At 68.9% G+C, this 12,653-nt stretch carries 11 protein-coding genes; 8 read left to right on the top strand and 3 right to left on the bottom strand.

Annotated features, from left to right (window positions below; translation table 11 throughout):
• Positions 1 to 224, bottom strand: a 224-nt coding sequence (locus tag SX243_21465) for a hypothetical protein (GenBank protein MDY7095553.1), incomplete at its 3' end; no start/stop codon positions are given.
• 147 nt (positions 225 to 371) lie between these two features.
• On the opposite strand from SX243_21465, the gene SX243_21460 reads away from it, so the two are divergent.
• The 8 genes from SX243_21460 (at position 372) to SX243_21425 (ending at position 10,514) form a co-directional block, all read left to right on the top strand.
• Positions 372 to 614: a DUF6364 family protein gene (locus SX243_21460; GenBank protein MDY7095552.1), complete on the top strand. Its 243-nt coding sequence runs from the start codon at positions 372 to 374 to the stop codon at positions 612 to 614.
• A 35-nt stretch (positions 615 to 649) separates the two neighbouring features.
• A complete protein-coding gene (locus SX243_21455; GenBank protein MDY7095551.1) occupies positions 650 to 2,899 on the top strand; it encodes an acyl-CoA dehydrogenase in 2,250 nt (749 codons plus the stop codon).
• A 2-nt stretch (positions 2,900 to 2,901) separates the two neighbouring features.
• Positions 2,902 to 3,576 (top strand): SOS response-associated peptidase, encoded by a 675-nt coding sequence (locus tag SX243_21450; protein ID MDY7095550.1) that lies wholly within the window; start codon positions 2,902 to 2,904, stop codon positions 3,574 to 3,576.
• 309 nt (positions 3,577 to 3,885) lie between these two features.
• Positions 3,886 to 5,415: a TolC family protein gene (locus SX243_21445; protein MDY7095549.1), complete on the top strand. Its 1,530-nt coding sequence runs from the start codon at positions 3,886 to 3,888 to the stop codon at positions 5,413 to 5,415.
• Positions 5,416 to 5,419: 4 nt separating this feature from the next.
• Entirely contained in the window at positions 5,420 to 6,595 is a 1,176-nt protein-coding gene (locus SX243_21440) for an efflux RND transporter periplasmic adaptor subunit (GenBank protein MDY7095548.1), read from the top strand.
• Positions 6,592 to 9,933, top strand: a complete 3,342-nt coding sequence (locus SX243_21435) for an efflux RND transporter permease subunit (GenBank protein MDY7095547.1) — start codon at positions 6,592 to 6,594, stop codon at positions 9,931 to 9,933. Before SX243_21440 ends, SX243_21435 begins: the two co-directional genes overlap by 4 nt.
• Complete coding sequence (locus SX243_21430; GenBank protein ID MDY7095546.1) at positions 9,930 to 10,118, top strand: DUF2892 domain-containing protein; 189 nt, start codon at positions 9,930 to 9,932, stop codon at positions 10,116 to 10,118. Before SX243_21435 ends, SX243_21430 begins: the two co-directional genes overlap by 4 nt.
• Before the next feature lie 9 nt (positions 10,119 to 10,127).
• Positions 10,128 to 10,514, top strand: a complete 387-nt coding sequence (locus tag SX243_21425) for a DUF302 domain-containing protein (protein ID MDY7095545.1) — start codon at positions 10,128 to 10,130, stop codon at positions 10,512 to 10,514.
• A gap of 31 nt (positions 10,515 to 10,545) precedes the next feature.
• Here the strand turns inward: SX243_21425 and SX243_21420 are convergent, their stop codons facing one another.
• Together SX243_21420 and SX243_21415 are read right to left on the bottom strand one after the other, a co-directional pair.
• On the bottom strand, positions 10,546 to 11,943 hold the full coding sequence (locus tag SX243_21420) for a M56 family metallopeptidase (protein ID MDY7095544.1): 1,398 nt from the start codon (positions 11,941 to 11,943) through the stop codon (positions 10,546 to 10,548).
• A 25-nt stretch (positions 11,944 to 11,968) separates the two neighbouring features.
• On the bottom strand, positions 11,969 to 12,355 hold the full coding sequence (locus SX243_21415) for a BlaI/MecI/CopY family transcriptional regulator (protein MDY7095543.1): 387 nt from the start codon (positions 12,353 to 12,355) through the stop codon (positions 11,969 to 11,971).
• Between the last annotated feature and the right edge of the window lie 298 nt (positions 12,356 to 12,653).

Genomic DNA, 12,653 nt, shown 5'->3' with positions numbered 1-12,653 from the left:
GCCACCCCCAACCCCACCGCCACCACCACCTCCCCATCCCGCACCACCGCGGCGGAGAGGCCAGGGATGTCCCTGGACCGGCGAAGCTCGTCGAGGCTCTGGATGAAGGCCGGGATATTCGGAGCTTCGGCTCGGGACTCGTGCGGCCAGAGTGTGTCGGCTAAGCCGGTAGTAGCTGCGAACGTGGTGACGAGAGCAAGGAGAAGGGCCGGGAAATGCTTCATGGGGCTCCTGAAGGTTGAGGCTAAAGCGAGCTGGAGCAATCGATGTTATCCGCAGAAAGCGCTTTGGCGCCGCCCTCAAACTGGACTCTCGGGCGTGACGGCCACACAATCAGTAACACTGATCCGTTTGCCTTGAGGAGAATCCCGATGACCGCCAAACAAGAACTCACTATTCGCCTCTCGACTGAGAATCTCAAGTTCCTCAAGCGCTTTGCGCGAGAGCACGGTCTGACAGCAACGGAAGTTCTAGGGCGCTACCTGACGCGCTTGCGGGAAGCCTCCATTGAGCAGCCAGCCCATCCAAGAGTGGAGAGCATTTCCGGTCTGGTTCCATCGGACCTCGAAGCCCGTACCTCTCATATGAAACACCTCGCCAAGAAGCACGGATGAAGGTCGCCCTAAACAGCCCAAGATAGACTCCCCCCATGCCCTTCCTCAAAGCCCTAAGACGCCGCCTCCCCCGCATGTCCCCCACCGAGGCCGCCGCCCTGGAAGCGGGGACGGTGTGGGTCGAAGGAGAGTTCTTCTCCGGCCGCCCGGACTTCCGTCGCATGCTCGCGGAGGCCTACCCGAAGCTAACGGAGCGGGAGCGGGCTTTCCTCGAGGGGCCGGTGGTGGAGGTTTGCCGGTTGGTGGATCCCTGGCGGGTGCGGCGGGAGAAGAGGCTGCCGGAGGAGGTTTGGGAGGTTTTGCGGCGGGAGCGCTTCTTTGGGCTGCTGATTCCAGAGGAGCATGGCGGGCATGGATTCTCCAACCTCTGCGCCAGCGCGGTCTTCGGCAAGCTCACCTCGCGGTCGATGTACCTGGGAACGCTGGTGCTCATCCCCAACTCCGTGGGGCCGGGGGAGCTGCTGCTGGAATATGGGACCGAGGAGCAGCAGCGGCATTACCTGCCGCGCCTTGCCCGGGGAGAGGAGATTCCCTGCTTTGCTCTCACCGAGCCGGAAGCGGGGTCCGACGCGGCGGCGCTGGCGTCGCGGGGAGAGGTCTTTCGGGGTGAAGACGGCGAGCTGAAGCTGCGGCTCAACTGGGATAAGCGCTACATCACCTTGGCGCCGGTGGCGACCTTGGTGGGGTTGGCGTTTCGGCTTTCCGATCCGGAAGAGCTGCTGGGGATGGGGCCGGAGCCGGGCATCACCTGCGCGCTGGTGCCGGCGGATGCGGAGGGGGTGGAGATCGGCGATCACCACGACCCTATGGCCCTAGCCTTCCCCAACGGTCCCATCCGCGGCCGCGACGTAGTGGTGCCGTTGAGCGCCATCATCGGCGGCGCCGCCGGGGCCGGCAAGGGGTGGCGGATGTTGATGGAGGCGCTCTCCGGCGGGCGGGCCATCTCCCTGCCGGCGCAGTCGACGGCGGGAGCCAAATGGACCGCGCGAGTGGCGGGGGCCTACGCCGCCGTGCGCCGGCAGTTCGGGCTCTCCATCGGGCGCTTCGAGGGCGTCCAGGAACCGCTGGCGCGCATCGCCGGCCATGCGTATTTGATGGAAGCGGCGCGGGTCTACACCTGCGGCGCCGTGGACTCGGGGCAGCGGCCGGCGGTGGTGTCGGCGGTGATGAAATACAACCTCACCGAGCTCGGCCGGCGCACGGTCATCGACGGCATGGACGTCCTCGCCGGCGCCGGCATCTGCCACGGCCCCCACAACCTGCTGGCGGACGGCTACATCGCCTCCTCCATCGGCATCACCGTCGAGGGCGCCAACATCCTCACCCGCACCCTCATTACCTTCGGCCAGGGATCGCTGCGCTGCCATCCCTACCTGCGGCGAGAGCTGGAGGCAGTGCAAAGCGGCGACGGCGGGAAGCTGGCCAAGGCCCTCGCCGGGCACGGCTTCTTCTTCCTGCGCAATCTGCTGCGCACGGGAGCCTTGAGCCTCAGCCGCGGCCTCCTCGCACCCGCTCCCGTGAGCGGCCCCACCGCCCGCTACTACCGGCACCTGGCCTGGGCCTCGGCACGCTTCGCTCTCTACACGGACCTGGCGGTGCTCTCCCTGGGCGGCAGCCTCAAGCGCCGGGGAAAGCTCACCGGCCGCTACGCTGACGCGCTGTCGTGGATGCTCTTGGGCTTCGCGGCGCTGCGTCGCTATGAGGCGGAGGGGCGCCAGGAGGAGGATCTGCCCCTGGTGCAATGGTGCGCCGAGACCGCCCTGGAGCGCATCCAAGAAGCCTTCGAAGGCATCGCCACCGGCCTCGACGCACCGCTGCTCAAATGGTGGATGCGCGGACCGGCGCGGTTCTGGCTACGCCTCAATCCGCTGGGCCGCGGGCCGTCCGACGACCTCGGCCGGCGTGCCGCGGCGGTGTTGGCTCCCAATATGAAGAGCGGTGGGAAAGCTCGGGACCGCCTGACCTCGGGCTTACATCTCGAGGGCGTGGGGATCGAACGGCTGGAGCGGGCCTTCGAGCTCTTGCTGGAAGTGGAACCGCTGGAGCGCCGCCTGCGGGAGGCCGTCGCCAATGGCCAGCTCCCCCGGGCCCGCGGGGAAGAGTTGTTGGAATCCGCGGTGGCGGAGGGAATCCTGACCACCGAAGAAGCGGCTCAGCTCCGGCACGCCGAAGCGGCGCGGCGAGAAGCCTGCGCGGTGGATACGTTCTCGCCGGAGGAGTACTTCGGAGAAGGCACCATGAGAAAATCCCCCGGAGAAGGACGAGACCGAACCCGGGAGGCTTGACTATGTGCGGACGCTACACCCTCACCGCCCCATCCGAAGTGATCGCCGAAGTCTTCGACGTCGCCGAGGTGACGGCGGAGCTGTCTCCCCGCTACAACATCGCCCCGACCCAGGAAACCGCCATCGTCGGCCTCAACCATGAGGGGAAGCGCACCCTGGGAACCATGCGCTGGGGACTGATTCCCCATTGGGCCAAGGATCCGTCCATCGGCAACCGGCTGATCAACGCCCGCTCCGAAACCGCCGCGGAGAAGCCCTCCTTCCGCTCCAGCTTCAAAAAGCGCCGCTGCCTGGTGCCCGCCGACGGCTTCTACGAGTGGAAGAAGCTCGATGGCCGCAAGCAGCCCTATTACCTGCGCCTCAAGGAGCACCGGCCCTTCGCCTTCGCCGGGCTGTGGGCGCGGTGGAGCGGGGAGGACGACCAGCCGGTGCTCAGCTTCACCCTGCTCACCACCGAGCCCAACGAGCTGGCGAAGGAAGTCCACGACCGCATGCCGGTGATCCTCCAGCCGAAGCACTACGACACCTGGCTCGACCCGGAGGTCCACGACCGCGAGCAGCTGGAGGCCATGCTGGGGTCCTATCCCGCAGAGGAGATGGAGACCTACGCGGTGAGCACCGAGGTCAACAGCCCGCGCAACGACCGGCCCAGCTGCATCGAGCCTCTGGAAGGCTAGCCCCTCTGAAAGGTCGGCCCTTCCGGAAGACCAGCCTGCCCGCCTCGTTGCCTCAACTGTGGCCCCGCGCTCTGGTCCAGAGCGCGGCCGCTAGCTTGAAACCTCCCGGGTCTTGAAACCTCAAAACCCCTTTGTGTCTCTCACCCAATAGAGGCCACAGAAACGGCCTCGGTTGCGACCACCGGCAGCCTCTCACCATCCCGCACCGCTCCTCCGCGGGGTGGGGGGAGACTGCCGGTGGCGCCCCAAGAAGCCGCAGGGGGCGCCAGAAGAAGAAGGTGGCTCCCTAGAAGGAAATGGATCAAGATCATGAGTCGACGCACATATCGCCGAATTCTTTGCATGGCCATCGTGGCCTTCGCCGCCACTGCCGGCTGGACCGCCGCCGCCGAAGCGGCCGATGAGACCGCAGCTCCCTCCGAGCTCCAGGCCCCGGCCCCAACTCCGGCGTCAGCATCGGCATCAGCCCGAACGCTGAGCCTCGCCGAAGCCATGCGCCAAGGGCGCAACGAAAGCCGGCCGGTGGCGGCGGCGGAGGCGAAGGTGCTGGCCGCCGAAGCGCGGGAGCGCCAGGCGCGGTCGCACCGCTTGCCCACCGTCAGCGTCGAGCAGGCCTGGATGTACACCGACTCCCCCGCCGATGTCTTCGGCCTGCAGCTCAACCAGGAACGCTTCTCCTTCGCGGACTTCGTCGCCGGGGATCCCAACGATCCCGATTGGTTCGACAACTCCCGGACTCGGCTGGAGCTCTCCCTGCCCCTCTACACCGGCGGAGAGCTCAGCGGGCGCATCCAACAAGCGGAGCTCGCTCGAACCGCCGAGGAAGAAGCCGCGGAGGGCACCGGCGACCAGGGCGCCCTGACGGCGGCCCAGGCCTATGTGCAGCTGGCCCAGGCGCGGGAGCAAGTGGCGCTGCTGGAGCGCTCTCTGGAGACCGTCACCCGCCACGCCCAGCGGGCTCAGGCCTTCGTTGACCAGGGCCTGCTGGTGCGCTCCGAGCTGCTGCGGGCGCAGGTGGAACAGGCACGCATCGAGGACCTGCTGAGCGCCGCCCGCGGCCAAGCGCGGGTGGCGGAGGCCAACCTCTCGCTGCAGCTGGGGGAAGAGCTCGACCGGCGCTGGGAGCTGGAACCTCTGGCGGACCCGCCGCCCCTGGAAGGCGACCTCGATGAGTGGATCGCCGCCGCCGACGAGCGGCCGGACCTTCGAGCGGCCCGCAATCGCCTCGCCGCCGGCGAGCTGGAGGCCCAGGTGCAGCGCGCCGCCGGCCGGCCGCGGGTGGGGCTGGTGGTGCGCCAGGACTTCTTCGATGAATTCCCCATCGGCACCAACGGCAGCTCGACGGCGGTGATGGCGGTGGCACGGATGGACCTGTTCAGCGGCGGCCGCCATCGCGCCGCCGCGGCGGCGGCCCGCGCCGACGCCGAAGCCGCCGGTCACCAGATCGCCTGGATGGAGGACGGAGTGCGACTCGAAGTGCGGGACGCCTACGAGCAGGCCCGCTCGGCGCGCCAGCGCCACCGCACCGCCGTGCTGGCCCAGGACGCCGCCGACGAAGGCGAGCGCATCGTCAGCCAACGCTTCGCCCAGGGGGTGGCTCAGATCATCGATCTGCTGGACGCCACCACCGCCCGGCGAGAAGCCGCCACCCGCGAGCTGGTAGCCCGCGCCGACGCCCATCTAGCGGCGTTGCGGCTGGCGGTGGCCGCCGGCCAGGCACCGGAAACCATGCTGCGCCCGAACCCGAATCCCGTCGAAATTCCGCAACCGTCAGTACCGGACGCGGCTGCCATTGGATCCTCAGAGGATCCGGTGGTGAGCCCGGCCGAGGAGCGATAAGACCATGAAGCACCTACGTTCCACCGTCTTCCCCCTACTCCTGCTCCTCGGCCTCGGTGCCTGCGGCGGAGAGGGAGATCATTCCGGTCCCGCCCACGAACCGCAGCCCCTGCAGGTTTCCACCACCCAGGCCCAGCGCCTGGATACCCCGGCGCGGGTGGAGTTGCGGGGCACGGTGGAGGCGGAGCAGACCGCTTCCGTCTCCGCCCGCATCCTGGCCATGGTCACCGCCGTCCACGCCGACGCCGGTGAGGCGGTGAAGAAGGGCCAGCTGCTGCTGGAGATCGACCCCCAGACCGCCCGCGGTCAACTGGCCCAGGCGGAAGGCGCCCTGGCCCAGGCCAAGGCCGGGCTGTCGCTGGCGGAAAGAAACTATGAGCGCTTCCAGGCTCTGCGGGAGGCGGACGCCGCCTCCGAGCTGGAGCTGGACAAGGCGCGCATGGACTACGAGGCCGCCCAAGGCGCCGTGGAGCAAGCCCGGGGGGCCGTCCAGGCCGCCTCGGCGGTGGCCGGAGACTCGCGGGTGGTAGCACCCTTCACCGGCCGGGTCGCCCGGCGCATGGTGGAGGTGGGGGATCTGGCCGCCCCGGGGCGCCCGCTCCTGACCCTCGAATCCGGCGGCGGCCGGCGGCTGGTGCTGGACGTACCCGAAGGGGTGATGGCCCGGGCCGAGCTCGAGCTCGGTGACACGCTGCCGGTGCGCATCGACGCCCGCCCCGAGCTCGGCGAGCTGACGGGCACGGTGGTGGAGCGCGCGCCGGGAGCGGATCCCATGAGCCACACCTTCCGCGTCAAGCTACGCCTCGGCGACTCCTCAGGATCTCAGGCCGAGGCCCCCACGATCCAGGCACCGGCGGAGCTGCCCACCGGCAGCACCGGCCGCGCCTGGGTCACCACCGGCGGCCGTTCCGCGGTGGCGGTGCCGGCGGCGGCGGTGCTGCGTCAGGGGGGACTCTCCCTGGTGGTGGTGCGCGACGCCGACGGCCAGGCTGCACCGCGGGTGGTCACCGTGGGCGAGAGCCTCGGCCCAGCTGCAGACGGACAATCTGTAGACGGCGGGGCCGCCGAGGACGAGGCCGGGGAGCTGGTGGAGATCCTCTCCGGCCTCACCGGTGAGGAAGAGATCGCCGTCGGCCTGAATGCCGTGCCCGCCCTGGGCACTCCCCTCGAGGTCCAATGATGAACGCCCAAGGCTCATCCTCTTCCCGCCCCTTGGGGGCCGCCGGGCGCATTGCCCGGGCCTTCCTGGACTCCAAGCTGACGCCCCTGCTGGTGGTGGGCTCGCTGCTCCTGGGCGCCTTCGCCGTGATGGTGACGCCGCGGGAGGAGGAGCCCCAGATCCAGGTGCCCATGATCGACGTCTTCGCCGGCCTCCCCGGCGCCACCGCCCAGGAGGTGGAGCGGCGGGTGATCTCGCCCCTGGAGAAGGCGCTCTACGAGATCGAGAACGTCGAGTACGTCTACTCCACCTCCCAGCCCTCCGGCGGCATGGTCATCGTCCGCTTCCTGGTGGGCAGCGATCCCGACGACGCGGTCTTGCGGGTCCACGCCAAGGTCGCTGAGGTAGCGCCCCAGCTGCCCTCCGGCGCCACCCCACCGGTGGTGGAGCCGCGCTCCATCGACGACGTGCCGGTGGTGGCCTACACCCTGTGGTCCCAGGATCTCTCGTCGCTGCAGCTGCGCCAGGTGACCCAGGAGCTGCAGGCGGAGCTGCGCCGTCATCCGCGGGTGGCCCGCACCTGGGTGCTGGGTGGCCAGCAGCGGGCGGTGCGCATCGAGCTGGACCGGGAACGGCTGGCGGCCCACGGCCTGTCCCCGTTGCAGGTCCATCAAGCCCTCTCCAGCCTCGACCGGCGGCTGCCGGCGGGGAGCTTCGCCTCCGCCGACGTGGAGACGGAAGTGGAGGTCGGCAGCGCCTTCGCCTCGGTGCAGGAGGTGGAGTCGGCGGTGGTGGCGGTGATGGGCGGCCGGCCCGTCTACCTGCGGGACGTGGCCAGCGTCACCGACGGCGCCGACGAGGCCAGCGAATACGTTTGGATGGTCTCCGGCGCCGCCGGTGCCGACAAAGACCTGCCGGCGGGATTGGACGTGCCGGCGGTGACCCTGGCCATCGCCAAGAAGCCCGGCACCAACGCCGTCGACCTGGTAGCGGAGCTGGACCGCCGTCTGGGGGAGCTTCGGGGTCCGGTGATCCCCGCCGGAGTCCAGGTCACCAAGACCCGCGACTACGGCTTCACCGCCGGTGAGAAGAGCTCGGAGCTGATCAAGCATCTGTGGATCGCCACCTTCGCCGTGGTGCTGCTCATGGCCCTGGCCCTGGGCCGCCGGGAGGCGGTGGTGGTGGCGGTGGCGGTGCCCACCACCCTGGCGCTGACCCTCGCCTCCTCCTATCTCTTCGGCTACACCCTCAACCGGGTCACCCTCTTCGCTCTCATCTTCGCCATCGGCATCCTGGTGGACGACGCCATCGTGGTGGTGGAGAACATCCATCGCCACTACCAGCTGGGGCGGCAGAACCCGCGGCTGGCCACCATCGGCGCCACCGACGAGGTGGGCAACCCCACCATCCTCGCCACCTTCACGGTGATCGCCGCGCTGCTGCCCCTGGCCTTCGTCTCCGGCCTCATGGGGCCGTACATGCGCCCCATCCCCATCAACGCCTCGGCGGCCATGATGTTCTCGCTGCTGGTGGCCTTCGTGGTCTCCCCGTGGCTCACCTACCGGCTGTTCCGGCGCCACGCCGAAAAGCTGCGGAAGGAAGGCGCTGGGGAGGATCGGGAGTCGGAGCACCATAGCCTCTCGGACCAGGAGAAGGAGCAGCTCCTGGCGCGCTTCTACTCCGCGCTCTTCCGGCCGCTGCTGGCCCATCGCTGGCGCCGCTGGGCCCTGCTGGGGGCGGTGGCGGCGCTGCTCCTGGCCTCCACCGCGCTGGTGGGAATGCGCCTGGTGAAGGTGAAGATGCTGCCCTACGACAACAAGAGCGAGGTGCAGGTGGTGGTGGACATGCCCGAGGGCACCACCCTGGAGCGCACCGCCGGCATCGCCCGAGCCCTTGCCGCCCGAGCCCGCACCCTGCCGGAGGTGACGGACATCCAGGTCTACGCCGGCACCTCGGCGCCGTTCAATTTCAACGGCCTGGTGCGCCACTACTTCCTGCGCTCCGGCCCGCTGGTGGCGGATCTGCAGATCAATCTGCGGGAGAAGCACCACCGGGAACGGGCCAGCCATCCCTTCGCCAAAGATCTGCGCCAGGCGCTGCTCCCGGTGGTGGAAGGCACCGGCGCCAACATCAAGGTGACGGAAGTGCCCCCGGGCCCGCCGGTGCTGGCCACCCTGGTGGCGGAGATCTACGGCCCGGACCTGGAGCAGCGCATCGCCCTGGCGCAGCAGGTACGGGAGATCTTCGAGCAAACCCCGGGGGTGGTGGACGTCGACTGGTGGGTGGAGCATCCGGGGCCCAAGCTCGACCTGGCGGTGGATCGGGAAAAAGCTTCCCGCGCCGGCGTCAGCCCGGAAGCGGTGGCCCACACCCTGCGCCTGGCCCTCACCGGAATCCCGGCGGGGCGGCTCCACGATCCCCACGCCCGGGAGCCGGTGCCGTTGATGCTGCGCCTGCCGCGCACCCAGCGCTCCGGTGTCGACGGCCTGCTGGGCCTCTCCCTCCACGGCGACCCGAGAATCACCGGCGGCGCTTTGGTCCCCCTGCGGGAGCTGGTCCAGCCGGTGGACAGCCGGCGCGAGCGCTTCATCTACCACAAGAACCTCCAGCCCGTGACCTACGTGGTGGCGGAGGTGGCGGGGGCGGAGGAGTCGCCGGTCTACGGCATCCTCGACATGCGCCAGCGTATCGAAGCGCTGCAGGACCCCGCCGGCGGGGATCTCACGGTGTTGATGAACCAGCTGCCCCAGGACACCGCCGGCTACAGCTTCAAGTGGGACGGTGAGTGGCAGATCACCTACGAGGTCTTCCGCGACATGGGCATGGCCTTCGCGGTGGTGCTGATCTTGATCTACGTGCTGGTGGTGGGGTGGTTCCGCTCCTTCATCACGCCGTTCATCATCATGGCGCCCATCCCCCTGACCCTCATCGGCATCCTGCCGGCCCACGCCGCCGGCGGCGTCTTCTTCACCGCCACCTCGATGATCGGCTTCATCGCCCTGGCAGGGATTATCGTCCGCAACTCCATCCTGTTGGTGGACTTCATCAACCTGGAGCTGGAGGAAGGACGAAGCTTGGAAGAGGCGGTGGTACGCGCCGGATCGGTGCGCTTCCGCCCCATCGCCCTCACCGCCGCCGCGCTGGTGGTGGGCGGCCTGGTGATCCTCCTCGATCCCATCTTCCAGGGGCTGGCGGTGGCCTTGATCTCCGGCGTAGTGGTGGCCACCGCCCTGACCCTGGTGGTGATCCCCATCCTCTACTTCATGTATTTGAAGACCGTCGGCGTGGAGAAGGTGGTCGACATCCCCTCCGCCGCGCCGGCGATGGACAATGACAACAACCCAGGAGAACCATCGTGAATCTGAACGAATATCTGCGCGCCATCGCCGGGTTCTTCGTTTTGCTCTCGGTAGCCCTCGGCTATTGGGTGCACCCGGGCTTCTTCCTTTTCACCGCCTTCGTGGGGCTCAACCTCTTGCAGTCGGCGTTCACCGGCTGGTGCCCCATGATCACCTTCCTCCGAGCCCTCAAGGTTCGAGAATAGGATCCATCGATGAGCTATACGTTTCACCGCGAATTGGAAATGCCCTTCGACGCCGCCGTCGAGCACGTCACCCAGGCCCTGGCGGCCAAGGGCTTCGGAGTGCTGACGGAAATCGACGTAGCGGCAACGCTGCGCAAGAAGCTGGACGTGGACTTCCGGCCCTACCGCATCCTCGGCGCCTGCAACCCCGGCATGGCCTATCAGGCCCTCCAGGAGGAGGACCGCATCGGCGCCATGCTGCCGTGCAACGTCATCGTCCAGGACCGCGGCGAGGGCAAGGTGGAGGTCGCCGCCATCGACCCGGTGGCCTCCATGCAGGCCGTGGACAATCCGCACCTCGGGCGGGTCGCCGAGCAGGTCCAGTCGATGCTGCGGGAAGTGGTGGAAGGGCTCTAGGAGCCCACCTCTCTAGCAGCCGGCCGAGCGCCTAGCGCTCCGACGCCGACTCGCAATATTTGACCGCGCCGGCTTGGTGGTGGCTTTGGGGGCAGCCGTCGAGGGTCGACTCGGAAGCGGCCCCGGAGACCGCCGGACCGCCGGGGAAGGCGCCGCTGGAAGAGAAGACCTGGGCGGCGGTGCGGGAGAGGATGCGCGCCGGAGCGTCCACCGCGCACAGCGGACCGGAGAACAACGACGAGCCCAACAACAGCACCGTGCCGGCGGTCACCGCCCCCCAATGCAGCGAGGACCGCAGCCACGAGCGCAGACGGGAGGCGTTCTCTCCCTCACCACGGCGCAACAAGGCGATGCGCTGCCGAAGATCCGCTCCGGTGGCCGAAGAAGCGCCGGCGGTGGTGAGCTGCGGCAACCGCCAGCCACCGCCGAAGCGCACCACCTTGGCCAGCCCCCGGAGGTAGGCCTGGGGGCTGCCGGTGAGGGCTACCACCCGCTGGTCACAGGCCAGCTCCCGCTCCACCAGACAGCGCCGGTCCAACCACCACACCAGGGGGTGGAACCACAGCAGGCAGCGCAGCAACATCAGGCTGCGGGCGATGAGATTGTCCCAGCGGCGGATGTGAATCAGCTCGTGGAGCAGCACCGCCTCGAGCTCCTCGCGGCTCAGATGGCCGGCCATGGAAGCCGGCAGCACCACCCGGGGCCGCAGCACGCCCCAGGCTCCGGGTTCGGAGACCTGATCGCTGAGCACCAGCTCCACCCGCCGGCTGGCGGCATGGCGGAGCCAATTCCGGAGCGGTGCCCGAAGCCAGCGCGGAGCCCCTCCCCACGCACCCCCGGCCCCCAGGAGGCGTCGAGCTCGCTGCAGTGCCCACCACTCCGGGCCGTCGACGACCTGCCGACCGCGGACCAAGAGGTTGCGCAGGTGCAGCAGCCGCAGCACCCAAGAGGTCAGCAGCCAGACGCTCACCGCGGCCCACAGTAGCGCGAGGACGAGCCAGGTGCGGGACGAGAGCTCCAGCGCGCCGGTGCCGGCGGCGGCGTCTCCCATCAGCCCCAACCAGCGGCCGCCGAGGGTCAGCACGGCCCCGAAGTCGAGCCACGGGCCCAAGGCCTCCGGCAGCCGCCGCAGGCTCGCCGGCAGCGCCGGCGCCACGAAGGTGAGCACCAGCGCCGAAGGGATCCAGAATTTGGCCGCCGCCAACAGGCAGAGATAGCAGCGGAGTCGGGCGGGGGCAGAGGTGAGGACCGCCAGCAGCAGCCCCAGGGCACCGACGAAGAGGGTCGCCTGCCAGAGATGGTCGACCACCAAGGGACCAGCGGAGACCACCAGCGCCGAGGCAAACTCCACCCAGGCTTCGAGCAAACGCCCGATGCCGGTCAGCACAGCGCTGAACATCACGGTCTCACCGATGGCCGGCCCCTCCATCACTGCTCGAAAGAATCCTGGTTCTTCAGGAACCCGAGGGAACGTCGGCGGCGAGCAGCTCCTCCGCCTCCCGCAGGTCTTCCAGGCTCAATTTGCCGGACTCCGCCAGATGGGCCACCAGTGGCCGGGCGGAGCCTCCAAAGATGTCGAGAAAATCATCCACCAGCCGGCGATAGGCCGCCTTGCGGCTGACCCGGGGCCGGAAGATGTGGGCGTTGCCGATTTTCTGCACATGATCCACCGCCCCCTTCTCTTCGAGGCGACGGACGATGGTCTGAACGGTGGTGTAGGCCGGGCGACGGCGAGCCGGCAAGGCTTCCAGCACGTCGCGGACGGAGCCCTGACCCAGCTTCCAAAGCTCTTCCATCACCTCGAGCTCGAAACGGGTCAGCCGAACGGGTTGAATGCTCACGGGAGGTCGGATCCTTTCCGCCTGAGTTGTTCGACACCCCCGGCGTCGCACGGCCGGCGGCATCTCGAAAAGCCCGCTTGGGAGCGTCAAAAAGCTACCACGGCTGTCGTAGCTCCACAAGCGACGAGGCTGCGTCCTGGTACGCAGGCGGGGGGAGAAGGTTCGTGCGTGCGAGGGAGTGAAGGAGTGGTGGAGGTGGGTTTGGAGAGCTCGGGAAGGATTCGGGCGAGAGCCAACTGGTGGGCTGGCGCCCACCCTACCTATCCTCTGGGCGGATACCGCGTGTAGGGTGGGCGCC

The organism is Acidobacteriota bacterium, assembly GCA_034211275.1.
Taxonomy (GTDB): Bacteria; Acidobacteriota; Thermoanaerobaculia; order Multivoradales; family JAHZIX01; genus JAGQSE01.
The sequence above is the reverse complement of the archived record's forward strand: the minus strand, read 5'-3'. Positions and strand labels throughout refer to the sequence as shown.